The organism is Sphingomonas sp. C3-2 (genome assembly GCF_033025475.1).
Taxonomy (GTDB): domain Bacteria; phylum Pseudomonadota; class Alphaproteobacteria; order Sphingomonadales; family Sphingomonadaceae; genus Sphingobium_A.
The window spans coordinates 1,943,668-1,963,470 of the sequence record NZ_CP130322.1 but is presented as its reverse complement, the minus strand read 5'-3'; the positions used below and the strand labels follow the sequence as shown (position 1 = coordinate 1,963,470).

Here is a 19,803-nt window from a genome sequence, read left to right as displayed (position 1 = left end):
GCGAAAAGGACAGTCCGAATGAGCGAAGGCAGCAACGTCAAGTTTTCTGAAAAAGAAGCGCTGCTTTTCCACTCGCACGGGCGGCCCGGCAAGATCGAGATCGTCGCATCCAAGCCGATGGCCACCCAGCGTGACCTGAGTCTCGCCTATTCTCCGGGTGTTGCGGTTCCCGTCCGCGCGATCGCCGAGGACCCGGCAACGGCCTATGACTATACCGCCAAGGGCAATCTGGTGGCCGTGATTTCGAACGGCACCGCCATTCTCGGCCTCGGCAATCTCGGCGCGCTGGCGTCGAAACCGGTGATGGAAGGCAAGGCCGTGCTCTTCAAGCGCTTTGCCGATGTCGATTCGATCGACCTTGAAGTGGCGACCGAGGACAGCGAAGCCTTTTGCAACGCGGTCGCGCTGCTCGAGCCCAGCTTTGGCGGCATCAACCTTGAAGACATCAAGGCGCCCGAATGCTTCATCATCGAGCAGCAGCTGCGCGAGCGGATGAACATTCCCGTCTTCCACGACGACCAGCACGGCACCGCGATCATCACCGCCGCGGGCGTGATCAACGCCTGCCACCTGACCGGCCGCGACCTCAAGGACGTGAAGGTGGTGGTGAACGGCGCGGGCGCGGCGGCAATCGCCTGCACCGAGCTGATCAAGTCGATGGGCGTGCCGCACGACCATGTCATCATGTGCGACCGTTCGGGCGTAATCTATCAGGGCCGCGCCGAATCGATGGACCAGTGGAAGTCCGCGCACGCCGTGGTGACCGAGCACCGCACGCTAGCCGAAGCGCTGCAGGGCGCCGACATCTTCCTCGGCCTGTCCGCCGCCGGCGCGCTGAAGCCCGAAATGGTGATGGGCATGGCCCCCCAGCCAATCATCTTCGCGATGGCGAACCCCGATCCCGAAATCACCCCGCCCGAAGCCAAGGCCGCACGCCCCGACGCGATCGTCGCGACCGGCCGTTCGGACTATCCGAATCAGGTGAACAACGTTCTCGGCTTCCCCTTCATCTTCCGCGGCGCACTCGACGTGCGCGCAACCGCGATCAATGACGAGATGAAGATTGCCGCCGCCAATGCCATCGCCGAACTGGCGCGCCAGCAGGTGCCCGAGGAAGTGGCGCTGGCTTATGGCGGCATGGCACACAGCTTTGGCCCCGAATATATCATCCCCGCGCCGTTCGACCCGCGCCTGATGGAAATCGTACCGTCGGCCGTGGCGCAGGCGGCGATGGATTCGGGCGTGGCGCAAAAGCCGATCCTCGACATGGCGGCCTATCGCCAGTCGCTGAAGGCACGGCTCAACCCCACGACCTCGGTGCTGACGCTGGCCTATGAAGCCGCGCGCGCGCACCCCAAGCGCGTGCTGTTCGCCGAGGCGGAAGAGGAAGTGGTGCTGCGCGCCGCGATCCAGTTCCGCGAAGGCGGTTATGGCATCCCCGTGCTCGTCGGCCGCAACGATGTGTATGACAAGCTGCGCGCGCTGGGCGTTGACGATCCGTACAGCTTCGAACTGCACAACAGCGTCAATTCGCCGCTCGTCCCCCAGATGGTCGAGATGCTCTATGCTCGCCTGCAGCGCCGTGGCTATCTGAAGCGCGAGATCGAGCGCATGGTGAACCGCGATCGCAACATCTTCGGTTCGCTGATGCTGCAGCTGGGTGAAGCCGATGCGATGATCACCGGCGTGACGCGCACCTATTCGCGCACGATGCGCGAAGTGCGCAAGGTGATCGACCCGCGTCCGGAATCGACGCCGTTCGGAATCCACGTGCTGGTGGGCCAGAGCCACACCGTGTTCATGGCCGACACGACGGTGAACGAACGCCCGAGCGCGGCCGAACTGGCCGACATCGCCGAGGGCACCGCCGCCGTCGCGCGCCGCATGGGCCATGAGCCGCGGGTTGCCTTCCTGTCCTATTCGACCTTTGGCAACCCCGAGGGCAATTGGCTGGAAAATCTGCGCGCCGCCGTCAGCATCCTCGACGAACGCGGTGTCAGCTTCGAATATGAGGGCGAAATGGCGCCCGACGTCGCGCTCAACCCCAAGGCGATGGCGCATTATCCGTTCAGCCGCCTTTCGGGCCCGGCCAATGTGCTGATCATGCCCGGCCTGCAGTCGGCCAATCTTTCGGCCAAGCTGCTGCGCGAACTGGGCGGCGATTCGGTGATCGGCCCGATGCTTGTCGGGATGGAAAAGCCGGTTCAGGTCGCGACGATGTCGTCGAGCGCATCGGAACTGGTGACGCTGGCGGTGCTCGCCGCAGCCGGCATCGCGGGCTGATCCGCGCTACACGCAAAAAGGGCGCTCCGGGAAACCGGGGCGCCCTTTTTTGTGGCCTGATGCCGCTGGCAAAGGCGACATGAGATTTCGGAACGTGTCGCGCGGTGTGCGACCGTTCCGGTTGCTCGTTCCCGTCAGGGCGTGTTGGGGGTTGCACCGCCCATGCCCGGCGCGCCGACCGCGCCGATATTGCCGAACAGTTCCTGGAAAAAGCCGCGCTTGCGGCCGAGCGTTGGCGTCTTGGCGCCGGTGGGGCTGATCGAGGCGACCTGTTCCAGACCGGTACGGTTGATCGAGGCGACATTGCCCGCGCCGTCGAACCGGACGTGGAGCACCGTCTGCGCGGTGGGGCTGGGCTGGGCGAAGGCGAGCTGGCGCGTGTCGCGCGCGACATAATACCAATCATTCTTGTCGAACTGGCCGACAAAGGTGGGGCGGCCCAGCGTGGCTTCGACCGAATCGCGATTGTCGACGCCCGGCGAGATGCCATCGACCAGCTGCTGATCGATAATATATCCCTGATGCCCGCGAATCCGCGTGCAGCCGCTGGTTGCGACCAGAGCCAACGTGGCGGTGGCCACCACCAGGATCGCCCGTGTCTTTCTTGCCATCGGCCCGCTACTCCTCGAATCAACGCAAATCTGGCGGCATAATCCCATTGCATGCCGTGCTTGCTGCATCGATATGCGGATAGCAGCCGCCAGACAAGGCCGCCAATTATTGGAGCAGACCGGACAGTGTCGATTATCAACCGCCTTTTCGGGAGGCAGAATGGGCGCGAGGCGCTTATTCCGCTATATAATGCAATCGTTTCCGAAGCCCGGGAGCCGGCCTGGTATCTCGACGGCGGGGTTGCCGACACGGTCGATGGACGGTTCGACATGGTCGCCGCGCTGCTGAGCGCGACGCTGCTCAGACTCGAGCGCGAGGGCAAGCCGGGGGCCGATGTCTCGGTGCTGCTGACCGAGATCTTCGTCGACGATATGGACGGCCAGCTGCGCCAGATCGGGATCGGCGACATCGTCGTCGGCAAGCATATTGGCAAGATGATGAGCGCACTGGGCGGCCGGCTGACCGCATACCGCGCGGCGAGCCAGGGCACCGAGAGCTGGGAAGACGCGCTGGCGCGCAACCTGTTTCGCGGCGCGCCGGTGGATGCCGGCACGCTGAGCTTTACCGCCGCACGCATGCGCGCGCTTGTCGTCCAGCTCGACGCGCGCGCCATGCCGGCCCTTGTCAACGGAGATTTCCCCAAGCCATGACCACGTCCCCCGCAGAATTCAGCCGCATCTACCGCGTGGATTCGATCGGCGAACGCCCCCGCACCGTCGACCTGGAGGCCGATGCCGCCGAGCGCGTGGCACTCGCCACGCGGTTCGGGCTGCAGAGCATCGCGCTGCTGAAGGGCACCGCCGCGCTGTCGCGCGTCGCGGGCGGGATTGCCGCCTCGGGCCGGCTTGAGGCGCAGGTCGAGCAATTTTGCGTGGCGACCGGCGAGCCGGTGCCCGCGACGATCAGCGAGAGCTTTTCCCTGAAGTTCGTCGCCGCCGAAACGGGCGTGCCCGCCGACGAGATCGAACTGGAAGAAGACGATCTCGACATCGTCGATTTCGACGGACAGGCGGTCGATATGGGTGAAGCGCTGGCGCAGACGATGGCGCTGGCGCTCGATCCCTTCCCGCGCAGCCCCAATGCCGAGACCACGCTGCGCCAGGCGGGCGTGCTGAGCGAGGAAGAGGCCGGCGCCTTTGGCCCGCTGGCCGCGCTGAAAAAGAAGATGACCGGCGGGGCATAACCGCACGAGGCCGTTTTTTTTGATAGAATACAAAATGTTACAAAAGCCCCGGCCGCCCCGCGCAGCCGGGGCTTTTTTCGTGTCTGGGGTGGATAAAAACAGCCGCTTTACCCGACCGCCTATTGACGCTGGACAAGCGCGTTCGAGAGGAATAGGCGGGCACCTATTGCGAATCATTATACATATCGTTTGCAACAAAACGGGCGAGCAAGGATGCGAGACGCGTTCGACAGCAACGGGACGAGACGGCGCCAGCCGCGACCCCGCCTGTGGGCGCCGATGCCGGGGGGCGGGCAATGAGCGGTTATCTCGATCAGACAGCGGGCCGCACCGGCGGCATGGCGCTATCGCTCGCGATCCACGGCGCGGTGTTGGCGCTGGCGTTGCTCGTTTTCAACAAGGCCCCGCTCAAGATGCACGCCGCCGGGCCCGAGCTTGCGGTGTTCTCGGTCCCCGATCTGAGCCAGCCGCTCGAACAGGCCCCGCCGACACCGCCTGAGCAGCAGGAACAACAGCCAGTGCCGCCGCAGATCGTGAAGCCCGAGGTGACGGTGACCAAATCGGAGCTTCCGGCGCCCTATGTGGTGCCGGTGGCCGATCCGGTGCCGCTACCGCGCCCGCAGATCGCGGTGCCCCAGCCGGTTGCGGCACCGCCGCAGCCCGCAGCCCCGGCCGCCGCCGCGCCGCCCGCACCATCGGCGCAGACACGCAAACAGGAACAGAATTATTACGCCACGCTGATGGACTGGCTGAACCGGAAGCGGAAATATCCGCCCGAAGCCAAGAAGGCCCGCCAGCAGGGCGTGGTCGTCGTGAAGTTCACGATCGACCGACAGGGCAATGTGCTGGACGCCGTGATCAAGAAAAGCAGCGGGTATGCGCTGCTCGATCAGGAAACGCTGAACCTGATGCGGCGCGCCTCGCCGCTCCCGGCCATTCCCGACTCGCTGGGCAAGGACCGGCTGACGATATCTCTGCCCATCGAATACTCATTGATAAATGGTTGAATAAAAAGGGGAAAATACAAGTGAGCAAGACGTTGAATGTCTCGCGGCCAGCGAGCCTGCGCCTGCAATCATGCGCGGCCACGCTGGCGCTGGGCCTGGTTGCCGCCACCGCCGCGACGCCCGCCGCCGCGCAGGAAGCCGAAGTTGAGCTGGACACGCTCAAGATCAAGGACCGCACCTCGGACACCAACCCCTATACGCAGGAAGGCGCCCCTTATAAGGCGCGCGTGTCGGGCGATGCGCGCCGCGTGAAGCCGCTTGTCGAAACCCCCACCACCATCACCGTCATCACCGAATCGCAGATCAAGGAATCGGGCCAGACCGACCTGCGCGCGATCCTGAACCAGCAGCCGGGCGTGACCATCGGCACCGGCGAAAACGGCAACGCCTTTGGTGACCGTTATATCATTCGCGGGCAGGAAGCGCGTTCGGACGTGTTCGTCGACGGGCTGCGCGACCCCGGCATGACGATCCGCGAAAGCTTTGCCATCGAACAGGTGGAACTGACCAAGGGCCCGAGTTCGACCTTTGCGGGCCGCGGTTCGGCCGGCGGCGCGGTGAACGGCATCACCAAGCGCGCGAGCACCGAATATAATTTCAACCGCGCCGAGCTGGGCGCGGGCACCGACAATTTCATCCGTGGCACGATCGACAGCAACTGGAAGCTGACCGACACGCTCGCCGCGCGCGTCAACCTGCTCTACAGCTATCAGGAAGTGCCCGATCGCGATCCGGCCGACCGCAAGCGCTGGGGCGGCGCGGTGTCGACGGTGTTCACCCCCACCGACACACTGCAGATCCTGCTCGATTATTACCACCTCACCGCGCGCGACCTGCCCGATATGGGCGTGTATCTCGACGGCACCACCGGCAAGCCGGTGAAGACCCCCGTTTATGCGCAGGAACAGGATTTCCTGAAATCGGACGTCGACACCTTTACCGGCCGCATCATCCTTGAGCCGTTCGACGGATTCAGCATCCAGAATGCGACGCGGTACGGCACGACCGACAATGGCTATGTCACCACCGGCTATCGCGGCACGACGCTGAGCACGCATCAGGGCTGGCAGGACGTTGAATATTTCGTCAACCAGTTCAACGTGAACGGCGAATTCACCACCGGCTCGATGAAGCACAACCTGATCGTCGGCACCGAATATTCCGATCAGAAGGTGACGAACGGTATCTACACCAACGTCAACACCGGCACGCCCAATTGCGGCACCGGCTATTGCATCAAGGATGCCGCCGGAAACTATTACGACAACATCAACACGCTGATGGGCCGCGAGATCACCAAGGGCCGCGTCGATTCGAAATGGCATGTGAAGACGCTGTCGGCGTACATCATGGACACCGTCGATTTCACCGACTGGCTGACCGTCTTTGCCGGGCTGCGCTACGACGCGCTGGATTACAGCAACACCACCATTGCCAACAACGGCACCCGGACCCCCTATGGCTATAGCGAGGAGCTGTGGAACGGCCATGCCGGCATTTCGGTGAAGCCCACCGAAAACGGCAATATCTATTTCAGCTGGGGCACCGCCAAGGATGTGAACGGCGGCGAATCCGATCTGGGCAGCAGCTGCGGTTATGGCGGCATCTGCGTTCCCAGCGTTCCGACGGGCACCTCCACCGCAGCGATCGATTATGGCCAGCCCGAAACCGTCCAGAATCTGGAACTGGGCGTGAAATGGGATCTGTTCAACGATCGCCTGATGCTGAGTGCAGCCGCGTTCGAGATCACCAAGGACGATGTGTTCGAACAGGCGATCGGCAATACTGGCTATGACCTGACCGGTACGCTCAATACCGGCCGCAACCGGGTGCGCGGCGTCGAATTGGGGATGGTCGGCAACATCACCGAGCGCCTCAGCGGCCAAGCGGGCGTGACCTTCATGAAATCGAAGATCCTGCGTTCGAACAACCCCGCCAATATCGGCGAACCGCTGGCGAATTTCGCCAACAATGCAGCCACCGCGCAGCTGCGGTATCAGGCGACCTCGAAATTCTCGTTCGGCGGAACGGCGACCTATCGTGGCAAGATGCATGCCGGGCAGCCCGATGGCGCGGGTTCGCTCAACCGCACGGTGCCGTCGAGCACGGTGTTCGACCTGTTCGCGAGCTACAAGTTCAACGAGAATTTCGACGTTCGCTTCAACGCCGGAAACATCACCGACAAGGATTATTACCTTGCCGCGTATCGCAGCGGATCGTTCATCTACAAGGGCGATGCACGCAGCTTCCGCCTGACGGTGGGCGCACGCTTCTGATCGCGTGACGACGGGCCGGCCATGGCGCCGGCCCGTCATTTATTGTCTATAGGCATCGAAACGACCGCCGAGGACGCGATGCGCCGCCCCAGACTGACCGCCATTCCCGCCGATCTCGTCTCGCTGGACGATTATGCCCGGCTGGCCGACGACCATATCGACGCGCCGGTGCGCGCGCATATCGAGGGCGGCAGCGGCGCCGAACAGACGCTGGCCGCCAATCGCGCGGCCTTTGGCACCATCCATATCTATAACCGGCTGCTCGGAGATATGCGCCGGGGCAGCACCGCGACGCGGCTGCTGGGCACCGACTTGCACCACCCGATCCTCCTTGCCCCCGTCGCCTATCAGAAGCTGGTCCATCCCGAGGGCGAGGTGGCGACCGCGCGCGGCGCGCTCGATACGCTGATGGTGGCGAGCACGCTGGCCTCGGCAACGCTTGAGGAGATTGCAGCGGCGAGCGCCGGGCCGCTCTGGTTTCAGCTTTATATGCAGCCGCGCCGCGAAGACACGCTGGCGCTGGTCCGCCGCGCCGAGGCCGCAGGGTACCGCGCGATCATGGTGACGCTGGACACCAGCGTGCAGACGCCGCCGCGCGCCGCGCAGCGGCTGGGCTTTCAACTGCCGGGCGATGTCCGCCCGGAAAATCTGCGCGATCAGGCGCCGCTTGCCCCGGTGGCGCTGCCCCCCGATGCCAGCATCGTCTTTCAGGGCGCGATGGCCGATGCGCCGCGCGCCGAAGACCTTGACTGGCTGCTTTCCGAAACCCGGCTGCCGGTGATCGCCAAGGGCGTGCTCCACCCCGCCGACGCCGAAATGCTGCGCAGCATGGGGGTGGCGGGGATCGTCGTTTCCAACCATGGCGGGCGTGGGCTGGACGGCGCGCCGGCAAGCCTTGCGGCGCTGCCCGCGATCCGCGCCGCGCTGGGGCGCGACTATCCGGTGTTGCTGGACGGCGGCATCCGCAGCGGCACCGACGCGTTCAAGGCGCTGGCATGCGGCGCGGATGCGGTGATGATCGGCCGCCCGCAGATCCATGCCCTCGCCGTGGCGGGCAGCCTTGGCGTGGCGCACATGACGCGGATGATCCGCCAGGAACTGGAGATCGCGATGGCGCTGGCCGGGCGCGCGACGATCGCCGACATCGACGACACCGCCCTTTTTCCCTGCTGACGAGACGGATCTTACCGCCATGCTGGTGACCATCGACAATTTCCTGACGGCCGAGGAAGTGCGCGCCTTTCGCGCGCGGCTGGACGCCGGCACCTGGGTGGACGGCGCGAGCACCGCAGGCACGCTTTCCGCCGCAGTGAAGCGCAATCTGCAGATCGACGAAAATGATCCGCTGGGCCGCGATCTGGGCAATATCATCCTCGGGCGGATGGGCACGCATCCGCTGGCGATCTCGGCCGCGCTGCCGCACCGCATCTATCCGCCCAAATTCAACAGCTATGCGGGTGGCGGCCATTACGGCACGCATGTCGACAGCGCGGTGATGCGGATTCCGGGGACGAACGATACGCTGCGCAGCGATGTTTCGGCCACATTGTTCCTCACCGACCCGGCCGATTATGACGGCGGCGAGCTGCTGATCGAGGGCGCGCACGGCGCGCAGGCGGTGAAGCTGGAGGCGGGCGCGCTGGTGCTCTACCCCGCAACCAGCCTGCACCGCGTGGAGCCGGTGACGCGCGGGCGGCGGATCTGTTCGTTCTTCTGGATCCAGAGCATGGTGCGCAGCGCCGAGGACCGGGGCTTGCTGTTCGATCTCGACCAGACGGTCCAGGCGCTTGCCGCGACGCGCGCGCCCGACGATGCCGATCTTGTCCGGCTGACCGGCGTCTACCACAATCTGCTGCGCCGCTGGGCGGAGATGTAGACCGCCCCCGCGCGGCGCGCGGCTCAGGCGGCGGCGCGCAGATCGACGACGACGCGGTTCCGGCCTTCGCGCTTAGCCTGATAGAGCGCGGTGTCGGCGGCCTGGATCAGCGTCGACCCGTCGCGCGCCATGCCGGGATCCCAGCTGGCGATGCCGAAGGACATGCTGGTGGCCCCCACCGTGCGCCCGCCCTGGCGGACATTGAGCTCGCTGATCGAATGGCGCACCTGCTCGACGCGCTTGGCCAGCGCCTCGACCGAGCTGCCGGGCGCGATGATCGTGAATTCCTCGCCCCCGAAGCGGCAGACGACATCGCCGTCGCGGAAACGACGGACCATTTCGGCGGACACCGCCTGCAGCACCGCATCGCCCGCATCATGGCCGAATTCGTCGTTGAAGCGCTTGAAATGATCGACGTCGCACATGACGAGGCTGAGCGGCGCGCCCGAGCGCGAGGCGCGCGCGATTTCGAGCGCGAGCGTCTCTTCCATATAGCGCCGGTTGAACAGCCCGGTGAGCGGATCGCGGATCGTCTGTTCGCGCAGCCCGCGCTGGAGACGGTGGTTGACCAGTGCCGAGGCGATGTTTTCGGCCATGACGGTGAGGCGGAAGCGCGTTTCGTTTTCAACCACGCCCTTCAGATAGAGCACGCCGATCACCTCGCCGCCCGCGAGCAGCGGTTCGCAGTGATAGATTTCGCGGCTGTCGCCGACATGGCCACAGACGATGTCGCCACCGGGTTCGGCGACGAAATGGCTCTGGCCGCGGCGCAGCGCCCAGCATTGATCGGGCGCGAAGCCGCCCTTGTCGACCTCAAGCCCGCTCCAGCCGGCAATCGGCACGAGCAGGTTGCGCGAATTATTATGCGCATAGAGCGCGCCCGGTATGCCGGGGAGCACGCGCGGCACGAAAACCTGGATGATTGCGGCCAGTTCCTCATCGGTGCGCGCCGCCTGCATGCGGTGCGCCATGCCGCCGAGAAGCTCGATCACCTCGCCGCGTTCCTTCAGCACGTCGCTGTTGAGCAGCAGCTCGGCATTGACGACCTTGAGCTGCTGGGCGCTACGCGCCTGATCGGCGACCGCGTGTTCCAGCTGCTCGGCCATCGCATTATAGCCCTGCGCCAGCCGTTCGAATTCGGGCGAGCCCATGTCGGACGTGATCCGGATGCTGCGGTTCCCCTGCCCCAGATCCTCCATCGCCTGCTCCATCGTGCGGATCGGACGCTTGATCGCCGCGATGACGAGGAACGCGCCGATGCCCGACAAAAGCGCGATGATGGGGCCGCCGACCAGCGCGAGCTGCTTCACCCAGCCGAGCCGGGTATTGGCGGCCTCGATCCGGGCGGTCTGGAGCACGCGTTCTTCCTCGAGAAAGCCCTGCGAGCGCGCCGCCACCGAGATCATCAGATCGCGCCCCTGCCCATTGGCGATGAGTTCGGTCGCACCGGTGAAATTGGCCTTGCGCCCCATATCGAGCGTCTTGCGCAATGATTCGATACGCAGATCGATCATCGCGCGGATTTCCTGCGCGCGCATGTTCTGAAGGCGGTTATCCTCGGTCAGGCGAACGAGCTGGGCCGCGTTGATCGCGGCGCTGTCGACGCTTTTTTCGAAGGATTCGACGAAGGACGGATTGCGGGTGAGGATGAAGGCGCGCTGCCCGGCCTCTGCTTCGCGCAGATCGATGAGGATCTGTCCCATATTCTCGATCACCGCAGCCGATTGGGTGACCGCGACAAAGCTGTCGCGCGTCTGGCGCGAAGCATCGACAAGCAGGGCGGCAAAGGCGGCCAGCGCGACCACCACCAATGTGCTGAGCGCGGCGACCCGGGAAGAGAGCGAGGAGAACATTATGCCACTATAGCGGCGCTTTGGTTTAAAAGGATTAACGATGCGATATTTCCCGGCTCAGGCGGGTGTTTCGACCAGTTCGGCGATTTCGAAACTGTAGCTTTTCCAGCCGCGCATCCGGGCGCCGTCCGCCGCAGGCCCGCGTTTCTTCTTCGCCTCGGCAAGCGAGCGGCTATGCCCCCAGAACACCTCGGTCTTGCCGTTTTCGAGCACCGCCACGATGCGCCAATAATGGGTGAAGCTGTCGGTGGTGGGGCCGATCGTCTTCACATAGCCATCGGGCATCGTCGCGGTCAGATAGCGGCGCTTCTTCTTCATCGGCCCCTCCTATCTCCCGGGGCGCGGCGCTTCAATCGCGGCGGTCCGGCTAGAAGCGCTTGATCGAGAGCACCTCGAAGGTCTTGCGCAGCGTTTCGGTCGAGCGTTCATAATCATCGAGCGCAAGCGCGGCGATGAGCGCGTCGACAACGCAGAGCTGCGCGATCCGGCTGGTCATCGCCTCGGTCCGGAAGCGCGTTTCGCGCGCCATGGTGAAGAGCACGATGTCGGCATGCGCCTGGATGGGCGAGCGCGCGAAATTGGTGATCACGATGGTGCGCGCACCAGCCTCCTTTGCCAGGCGCGTGGCGGCCACCGTCTCGTGCGTCGCGCCGCTATGCGAGATGGTGAGCACGGCGACATCGGGATCGCAGCGCGACGCGCTGATCGCCTGGACATGGCTGTCGATCACGACGCGGGCGTCGAGCCCGATGCGGAGCATGCGGTAATGCGTATCCTCGGCAATGGGGGCGGACGAGCCGATGCCGTAGATCTCGACGCGCTTGGCGCCGCGGATCGCGGCCACCGCGCGCGACAGCGCCTGCGGATCGAGCACCGAAAGCGAATCGCGCAGCGCCTGGATGCCCGAATGGAAGACCTTGCGGCAGATCGTATCCATATCATCGTCGCGGCCGACATCTTCATGGATGAACTGAACCGGCTGGACGATCTCGCGCGCGAGGCTGAGTTTCAGATGCTGGAACCCCGTGAGCCCGATGCCGCGGCAGAAATTGATGATGCTGCCTTCGCTCACCCCCACCGCTTCAGACAGTTCGGTGACCGACATACGCACGATTTCCTCGGGCTGGGCGAGGATATAGTCGGCAATGCGGCGCGCGCCCTTGGCCATGCCGGGTTGAGCTATCCTCATTCTTGCCAGCGCGTTTTCGACCGGGCCGCTCTCCGTCGCCCCCGGAGCCGCCCCATCCTTGGCCTTGCCCATATTGTTTCCGTCTTGCCGCATTGCGTGAAAAATCATCGCGATTCTGCGGCAGACGGCACCCAAAGTCCACTCAGCCGAAAATGAGATATGGTCATTTTTATTTTTCCATAAAATTGAACATCTTTCACTCAACTGTCACATCCCCCGCCTAACCGGGCCCTGCGCAATGCCGCGCTGCAGCACGAATCGCCGTCAGATCGATGTCCTGCACCGGCAATGTGACCGGGATCCTTCAACAGGGGCTTTTACGTGCAAACTGCATCCAAATTTCGCGCGGCCATGTGTCTTGGCCTGTTCCTGACCGCCAGCGCATTGCCCTCCGTCGCGCTGGCAGCGGCTGACGAGGCCAGCGCCGATGCCGCGGATGCATCGGGCGAGATCGTCGTGACCGGCGAGGTCGTGAAGGCGACGCCGCTGGCCGCGCAGGCGATCGAATATGGCAATGCCGTGCAGATCATCGATGCGCAGCAGATTGCGACGACCGGGGCGACCAACTTCGCCGAAATCGCGCAGTTCCTGATCAAGGGCGCCAATATCGGCTATTCGCCCGACGAAGGCGAATATACCATCCGCCTCGACGGTGGCAGCGACCGCGACACGCTGGTCGTGCTCGACGGCGTGCCGCTGTACGATCGTGGCCCCGCGCTGGAAACGATCTGGGGCACCACGACGATCGACCCGCACATGATCGAACGTGTCGAGGTGTTTCGCGGCGGCAACAGCCTGTTCTTCGGCAGCAATGGCGGCATCGGCGTGGTCAGCCTCGTCACCAAGCGCCCCGACGGGACGAGCAAGTTCGAACTGGGCGCGCAATATGGCGCGTTCAACACGCGTGAGATCTGGGGCAATGCGAGCTTCCCGCTCGACGCCGACGGGCGCCACAGCCTGATGTTCTATGGCGGCAGCATCCAGACCGACGGCCCGCGCATCTTTGCCCCCGAAGCCTATGTCGACAATGTCGTGAAAGCCGGCGGGATCCAGGAATATCCGCTCAACCGCAACAATATCGGCGTCAAATATCTGTGGAAGCTGGACGACAAGTCGGAATTCCGCGTCAACGGGCAATATACCCAGTTAGAGTTCCACGACCCCTTCCCCGACGCCGAAACCTTCTCCCCCAACCGCACGCGCTATCCGATCGTCGACTTCTCGTTCGACCGGCGCTGGTCCGACAATCTCTACACCGAGATCGCAGGCTATTGGAGCAACCCGCAGCTCAACAACACCGAAACCTATGCCGAGATCTGCAAGATCCAGACGGGGTGCATCGATCCGTCGACCGGCAAGACCACGGCGTTCGGCGACGCCACCGGCAAGTCGATCCCCTTCGCCAACAAGGGATTCGGCAAGGATTCGAAGGTCGGCGGGTTCCGCGAGATGGGGCTGAATGTCCGCAACACGCTCAACATTCCGAACGCGCTTGAAGTCGTCGGCGGGGTTCAGGTGGTTTCGTACAAGAACGATTCCGACCCGGTTTTCCCGATTTCCAACAAGGCGAACACGATCACCGGCGTCTATGCCGATTTCCGCCCGGTCCTGCCCTTCAGCACCGACACCAAATTGTCGCTGGCGGTGCGCACCGACTTTGCTGACAGCTTCGGATCGCGCACGATCTGGAAATTCGGTTTCCGCCAGCCGATCGGCGATTTCTATATCCGCGGCAATGGCGGTACGTCGTACAGCCTGCCGCAGACCAACGAGCTCTATTCGCAAAGCGCCACGCTGGTCGGCAACCCCAATCTGAAGACCGAGGAAACCGAAACCTATAATGGCGGCATCGGTTTTTCGAAGCTGTTCGGCGCTGTGCAGGTGAATGCCGAGCTTGGCGCGTTCCACACCGATGTGACCAACCGCATCCAGTCGAAAATCCCGCTGCCCGACGAAGCGGTTGGCATTCCCGGCTGGGAACCCGGCATGTCGACCTATTTCAACAATGACCGCGTCACCAAGATCCGCGGCCTGACCGCCGACCTTGATATTCTGATCGGCAAGAGCTTTTCCTTCAACATCAACTATACCAAGCAGAAGGCGCGTCTGGACGGCAGCAAGCTGCAGATCAACGAAACCCCCGAATATATGATCGGCGGCAACATCGCCTGGCACAGCCCCGACGACCGGATCCACCTGACGCTCTTCCCGCGCTATCAGGGCCCCGAATATGCGACGGGCGGCCTCAACCAGTCGCTGCGCCACAATTTCGGCAATTATTTCGTGATGAACGGATCGATCGGATATTGGGCGGGCGACAAGCGCCAGCACCGCCTCCAGCTGCGCATCGCCAACATCTTCAACGAGAAATATGCCGAGCGCTACGGCTATGGCAATATGCGCTACAGCTCAGCCTTCAACCGCGGCGAGATCACGACCGCGAGCCCCGAATATTATTATGGCTATGAATTCGAGGGCAAGCCGCGCAGCGTTTACGTTTCCTACACCACCAAGTTCTGAGCGAAGCGATGTGCCCGGTATCGGCACCGATGCCGGGCACATCGCCGTGCAAGGTCTGCCGGTTCATGAGCTTGTCACAGCACCGTCGTAGCAGCCCCCCGTCGTTCGGGTCGGTGGAGGGTGCGTATGCGGAAATGGATGATGGCCGGGGTGCTGGTGGCAATGCTTGCCATCGGCACGCTGTGGCTGGGCGGGCGGGAAGAGCCCGTTTCGGCGGCACCGCTGCGCGGGCGGGAAGAGCCCGTTTCGGCGGCACCGCTGCGCGTGCTCCTCATCCCCGCCGATGGCGGCACCGAAAGCGGCACTCTGGCCGACTATCAGCCGATTTTCGACGCGGTTGCGCGCGACACCGGGGTGCGTTTCGACCTGAAAGTGGCGCAATCCTATGGCGGGGTGGTTGAGGCGATGTGCAACAATGCTGCCGACATCGCCTTTGTCGGCCCGGTCACCTATTTACAGGCCAGCGCGCGCGGTTGCGCCGAACTGCTGGCGGTGGCGATGAAATCGGGCCGCTCGGTCTATTATGCGGGGCTGTTTGTCCGCCCCGATTCCGCGATCCATACGATTGCGGAGCTGCGCGGCAAGCGCATCGCCTTTGGCGACATCAATTCAACCTCTGCCTTCGTCTTCCCGGTCACCATGCTGATGGAGGCGGGGATCGACCCCACGCACGATCTGGCCGCGATCCGCATGACCGGCACCCATGCCAGCAGCCTGTCCGCGCTGGTGGCCGGCGAGGTTGATGCGGCCGCGCTTTCCTTCGATTCCTATGACAAGGCCGTGCGCGCCGACATGGCCGGCGTGCGCGATCTGCGCGTGATCGCGCGCAGCGACGCCATTCCCTATCCGCCGCTGATCGCGAACACCCGGCTTGCGCCCGAACAACGCGAGCGCCTGCGCACCGCCTTTCAGGCCGTCCGCCACAGCCCCGGAATCTCCGCCGAAATGATCCGCGGCTATGGCGGCGCGCAGGTCGACGGCTATGTCGGCAGCGTTCCCACCGGCCATTTCGCCCCCGCCGCCCACAAGATGGCGATGATCAGCACCGCGCTGAAAAGCGAAATGCTGCGCATGGCGGCACGGCGGTAACCGCAGCGATGGAAATTCTGCTCGACAGGCTGAGCGTGCGCCACGGGGACGAGATGCCCGTGCTGAGGGCGCTGACGCTGGCCATCCCCTCAGGCCAGTTCTGCGCGGTCCTCGGCGCGTCGGGTGCCGGGAAATCGACGCTGCTGCGGGCGCTTGCGGGCGCAGTGCCGCCAAGCTCCGGCCAGTTGCACCTTGATGGAACCCCTGTCGCGGCCGCGCACCCAAGCGCCTTGCGCCGCCGGATCGGGATCGTGCCGCAGGATCTGGCGCTGTGCGGCCGGGCAAGCGTGGCCGACACGGTGATGAGCACCGCGGGCATCGCGGGGTGGCGTTCGCTGTTTCGCCTCTATCCCGAGGCAGAGCGCCGCCGCGCCAGCCGGCTGCTCGCGCAACTGGGGTTGGAACCGGCGCTGATCGGCCGGCGGGTCGACAGCCTTTCCGGCGGACAGCAACAGCGCGTTGCGATTGCGCGCGCGCTGCAACACCGACCCGCCCTGATCCTCGCCGACGAACCCGTGGCGAGCCTTGACCCGGCGACCGCCGCCACCACGCTGGCGCTGATCCGCGCCGAGGCCCGCAGCCTTGGCGCGACCGTGATCTGCAGCCTGCACCAACCCGAACTGGCGCGCCGTTTCGCCGATCGCCTCATCACACTCGACGCGGGGCGCATCAGCGTTGACAGCGCATTGGCGGAGCACAGCCCCGCGCGCATCCGCCCGGCGGAGATGCCGGCATGACGGCCACCGAAATCTGGCGCTTCCCCGCCCTGTTCGGCGCGCGCACCATCGCGCTGCTTTTCCTGGCGTTTCTGCTGCTCGGTTATACCGGCCAGCGCCTTGAAATCGGCCGGATGCTGTCGCTCAGCGCGGAGGCGATGCTGGTGCCGATGGGCCTTGCCGACCGCTCGCAGGTGGCCGACGGCTTCAGCGCGACGCTGGCGCAGCTTGTGCCGATCCAGCTTTCGGAACGCCGCGAGGTCGCGCGGATTACGGGCTTCGATCCCGCCCACCTGCCGCCCTTCGCCTATGTCGAGACGGTTGAAACGCGCGTTTCAGAGCTGGACCCCGAAACGCTGCGTCCGACAGAACGCGTCGTCCGAACCACATGGCTGGTCGACCCGCTCGGTTATCTCGGCCATGTTGGTGGCAAGATGCTCGAAACGCTGGAAATGGCACTTTGGGGGACCGTCATCGCGATTGCGATCGGGCTGCCGCTGGCGCTGATGGGCGCGCGCAATCTGGTGCCCAACGGCGCGGTGCGCGGCGGCGCGCGCGCGGTGTCGAGCTTTTTGCGCGCGGTGCCCGAACTGGTGGCGGCGCTGTTCCTCGTCATCGCCTTTGGCTTTGGACCGATTGCCGGGGTGCTCGCGCTGGGGCTGCATTCGGCGGGCTTCCTCGGCAAATTCTATGCCGATGATGTCGAGGATGCCTATCCCCGCCCGCAACAGGCGCTGGCGGCGATGGGGGTCGGCCGGTTCAGAATCTGGCACCAGGCGATATTGCCGCAGATCCTGCCCCAGCACATCACCTGCACGCTCTATACCTTCGACCGCAACGTACGCATGGGCACGGTGATCGGCCTCGTCGGCGCGGGCGGCATCGGCCAGGAACTCAAGGGCCGGTTCGACATGTACGAATATGGCCATGTCGGCACGATCCTGATCGCCATCTTCCTCGTCATCCTCACGCTCGACCTGATCGCCGCGCACGCGCGGCGGGCCTGGCGATGACGTTCCTTTTTCCCGTCGAACCGGAGTAGTTTGAATGAGCAAATCGAGACGCGATTTCCTGAAGGTGGCTAGCGTGGCCGGCACCGCAGCGGCATTCCACGCCAGCATCGGCCGGGCGCTCGCCATCCCCGCGCGGCGGACGACCGGGACGATCAAGGATGTTCGCCATATCGTCATCCTGATGCAGGAAAACCGATCCTTCGACCATTATTTCGGGACGATGAAGGGCGTGCGCGGCTTTGGCGACCGGCATCCCATTCCGCTGCCCGGCGACAAGACTGTCTGGTGGCAGAATAACGGCGTGCGCGACCTGCCGCCCTTCCACCTCGACACCGCGCGCACCAACGCGCTGAAGGTGCCCGGCACGCCGCATAGTTTTTCCGACGCGCAGGCCGCGTGGAACCAGGGCAAGTTCGGCCTGTGGCCCAAGTTCAAGACAGATTATTCGATGGGCTATTACAAGCGCGAGGATATTCCCTTCCAGTTCGCGCTCGCCGAGGCATTCACGATCTGCGACGCCTATCACTGCTCGATCACGACGGGCACCGATCCCAACCGCATCGTCTTCTGGTCCGGCTCCAATTTCGATCCCAAGGTGGCGGCCACCGGCACCAATTGCCGCGACGACACGTCCGAGCCCAATAACCTGCGCTGCTGGATCAAGGGCGCGCTGCCCGAACCGGGCTACACCTATGCCGGCAATGCGCTTGAATGGGCGACGATCCCCGAGGTGCTCGAAGCCGCCGGCGTCGACTGGCGCATCTATCAGGACCCCAATGATAACTGGACCGGCGCGATGCACGGTGGCCTCGCCTTCAAGGGGTTTCGCGACGCCAAGCCCGGTTCGCCGATCTATGAGCGCGGAATGAGCCATCATTCGCTCGAAAAGCTGGCCGAGGATGCGAAGAACGGCACGCTGCCGGCGGTGTCCTGGGTGCTGCCCCCCAAGGAATGGTCCGAGCACCCCTACGCCTCGACCCCGATCGAGGGCGCCGAATTCACCGCGCGCGTGCTCGATGCGCTCACCGCCAATCCCGATGTGTGGGCGAGCACGGTCTTTTTCCAGACGTTCGACGAGAATGACGGGCTGTTCGACCACCTGCCGCCAGCCGCGCCGCCCTCGTACAACGCCGATGGCAGCCTGGCGGGCAAGGCGACGCTCAGCCTGCCCGGCCATTATTTCGACGACCATGAGGACAAATACCTTTCCCGCGACGACGCGGTGTCGGGCACGACCCGGCCCTGGGGGCTGGGCCCGCGCGTTCCAATGTATGTCGTCTCGCCGTGGAGCAAGGGCGGCTGGGTGAGCAGCGAGGTGTTCGACCACACATCGGTCGGCCAGTTCATCGAGAAACGTTTCGGCGTCACCATCCCCGCGATCAGCCCGTGGCACCGTGCGGTCTGCGGCGACCTGACCTCGTGCTTCGATTTCTCGCGCGAAGGCGATGCCAGCTTCCCGGACCTACCCGATGTCAGCGGATCGACGACGATCCTCGCCGCGCATCTGCAGCGCCCCAAGGCGTTTCCCCCGCGGACGCCGCAGGAACTGCATCAGGAAAAGGGCGTCCGCCGCTCGCGCGCGCTGCCTTATATCCTCCATGTCGACGCACGCATCGATGCGGCGGCCAATGCCATCACGCTTGATTTCATCAATCAGGGGCAGGCCGGTGCGGTGTTCCATGTCTATGACAAGCGCCATCTCGACCGGATTCCGCGCCGCTATACGGTCGAGGCCGGCAAGGCGATCGACGATCGCTGGATCGCCGATGACGATGGCACATTCGACCTCTGGGTGCTCGGCCCCAATGGCTTTCACCGCGCGTTTCGCGGCACCATCAGCGAGGCCGCGCAGGCGCCGCTGATGACCGCACGCCCCGCAGCGCGGGGCAATGGGTTGGCCATTGCGCTGCGCAACCCGGGCGCGGCGCCGCAGACCGTGGAGATGGGCGAGGATGCCTATGCCCCCAGCGCGCGCAGAAAGATCGCGCTCAAGCCGCAGGGCAAGACCGTTGAGATGTGGGAAGGCGCCCGCGAACATGGCTGGTATGATGTCTGCGTCACGCTGACAGGGATGCAGATCCGACTTGCCGGGCGGATCGAGCGCGGCGTCGACGGGGTGAGCGATCCGTTGATGTTCAGCTGAGCGAAAAGCGCACCGGGCAGCCGCTTGGGGCTGCCCGGAATAT

16 protein-coding genes are annotated in these 19,803 nt (G+C 64.5%); 12 read left to right on the top strand and 4 right to left on the bottom strand.

The window, feature by feature from the left end:
• Nucleotides 1–18: 18 nt before the first annotated feature.
• On the top strand, nt 19–2,283 hold the full coding sequence (locus QYC26_RS09545) for an NADP-dependent malic enzyme (RefSeq protein WP_317511998.1): 2,265 nt from the start codon (nt 19–21) through the stop codon (nt 2,281–2,283).
• Between the two features lie 134 nt (nt 2,284–2,417).
• Here the strand turns inward: QYC26_RS09545 and QYC26_RS09540 are convergent, their stop codons facing one another.
• Entirely contained in the window at nt 2,418–2,894 is a 477-nt protein-coding gene (locus QYC26_RS09540; protein WP_317511997.1) for an outer membrane protein assembly factor BamE, read from the bottom strand.
• 126 nt (nt 2,895–3,020) lie between these two features.
• On the opposite strand from QYC26_RS09540, the gene QYC26_RS09535 reads away from it, so the two are divergent.
• From QYC26_RS09535 to QYC26_RS09510, 6 genes are all read left to right on the top strand, one after another.
• On the top strand, nt 3,021–3,545 hold the full coding sequence (locus tag QYC26_RS09535) for a ubiquinol-cytochrome C chaperone family protein (RefSeq protein WP_317511996.1): 525 nt from the start codon (nt 3,021–3,023) through the stop codon (nt 3,543–3,545).
• Nucleotides 3,542–4,078: a DUF177 domain-containing protein gene (locus tag QYC26_RS09530; protein WP_317511995.1), complete on the top strand. Its 537-nt coding sequence runs from the start codon at nt 3,542–3,544 to the stop codon at nt 4,076–4,078. Before QYC26_RS09535 ends, QYC26_RS09530 begins: the two co-directional genes overlap by 4 nt.
• A 296-nt stretch (nt 4,079–4,374) precedes the next feature.
• Entirely contained in the window at nt 4,375–5,085 is a 711-nt protein-coding gene (locus tag QYC26_RS09525) for an energy transducer TonB (protein WP_317511994.1), read from the top strand.
• A 20-nt stretch (nt 5,086–5,105) separates the two neighbouring features.
• A complete protein-coding gene (locus tag QYC26_RS09520; protein WP_317511993.1) occupies nt 5,106–7,361 on the top strand; it encodes a TonB-dependent receptor in 2,256 nt (751 codons plus the stop codon).
• A 21-nt stretch (nt 7,362–7,382) separates the two neighbouring features.
• Nucleotides 7,383–8,534 (top strand): alpha-hydroxy acid oxidase, encoded by a 1,152-nt coding sequence (locus QYC26_RS09515; protein WP_317511992.1) that lies wholly within the window; start codon nt 7,383–7,385, stop codon nt 8,532–8,534.
• Nucleotides 8,535–8,553: 19 nt separating this feature from the next.
• A complete protein-coding gene (locus QYC26_RS09510; RefSeq protein WP_317511991.1) occupies nt 8,554–9,237 on the top strand; it encodes a Fe2+-dependent dioxygenase in 684 nt (227 codons plus the stop codon).
• A gap of 23 nt (nt 9,238–9,260) precedes the next feature.
• Here QYC26_RS09510 and QYC26_RS09505 read toward each other — a convergent pair whose 3' ends face one another.
• Genes QYC26_RS09505 through QYC26_RS09495 form a run of 3 tightly spaced genes read right to left on the bottom strand, consistent with a single transcriptional unit; the run spans nt 9,261 to nt 12,351 of the window.
• Nucleotides 9,261–11,090, bottom strand: coding sequence for a diguanylate cyclase (locus QYC26_RS09505; protein WP_317511990.1), 1,830 nt, complete (start codon nt 11,088–11,090; stop codon nt 9,261–9,263).
• Between the two features lie 57 nt (nt 11,091–11,147).
• Nucleotides 11,148–11,408 carry a hypothetical protein gene (locus QYC26_RS09500; RefSeq protein WP_317511989.1) on the bottom strand — a complete coding sequence of 87 codons (261 nt, stop codon included), beginning with the start codon at nt 11,406–11,408 and terminating at the stop codon, nt 11,148–11,150.
• Nucleotides 11,409–11,457: 49 nt separating this feature from the next.
• Complete coding sequence (locus QYC26_RS09495; protein ID WP_317511988.1) at nt 11,458–12,351, bottom strand: MurR/RpiR family transcriptional regulator; 894 nt, start codon at nt 12,349–12,351, stop codon at nt 11,458–11,460.
• 249 nt (nt 12,352–12,600) lie between these two features.
• Here QYC26_RS09495 and QYC26_RS09490 point away from each other — a divergent pair, with 249 nt between their 5' ends.
• The 5 genes from QYC26_RS09490 to QYC26_RS09470 all read left to right on the top strand — a co-directional run bounded on the left by QYC26_RS09490 (nt 12,601) and on the right by QYC26_RS09470 (nt 19,760).
• On the top strand, nt 12,601–14,799 hold the full coding sequence (locus QYC26_RS09490) for a TonB-dependent receptor plug domain-containing protein (RefSeq protein WP_317511987.1): 2,199 nt from the start codon (nt 12,601–12,603) through the stop codon (nt 14,797–14,799).
• A 126-nt stretch (nt 14,800–14,925) separates the two neighbouring features.
• On the top strand, nt 14,926–15,888 hold the full coding sequence (locus tag QYC26_RS09485) for a phosphate/phosphite/phosphonate ABC transporter substrate-binding protein (RefSeq protein ID WP_317511986.1): 963 nt from the start codon (nt 14,926–14,928) through the stop codon (nt 15,886–15,888).
• Nucleotides 15,889–15,941: 53 nt separating this feature from the next.
• A complete protein-coding gene (locus QYC26_RS09480; protein ID WP_317511985.1) occupies nt 15,942–16,625 on the top strand; it encodes a phosphonate ABC transporter ATP-binding protein in 684 nt (227 codons plus the stop codon).
• The gene (gene phnE, locus QYC26_RS09475; RefSeq protein ID WP_317511984.1) at nt 16,622–17,617 is read left to right on the top strand and encodes a phosphonate ABC transporter, permease protein PhnE; all 996 of its coding nucleotides are present in this window, start codon (nt 16,622–16,624) and stop codon (nt 17,615–17,617) included. Before QYC26_RS09480 ends, phnE begins: the two co-directional genes overlap by 4 nt.
• A 34-nt stretch (nt 17,618–17,651) precedes the next feature.
• Nucleotides 17,652–19,760 carry a phosphocholine-specific phospholipase C gene (locus QYC26_RS09470; protein ID WP_317511983.1) on the top strand — a complete coding sequence of 703 codons (2,109 nt, stop codon included), beginning with the start codon at nt 17,652–17,654 and terminating at the stop codon, nt 19,758–19,760.
• Nucleotides 19,761–19,803: the final 43 nt, after the last annotated feature.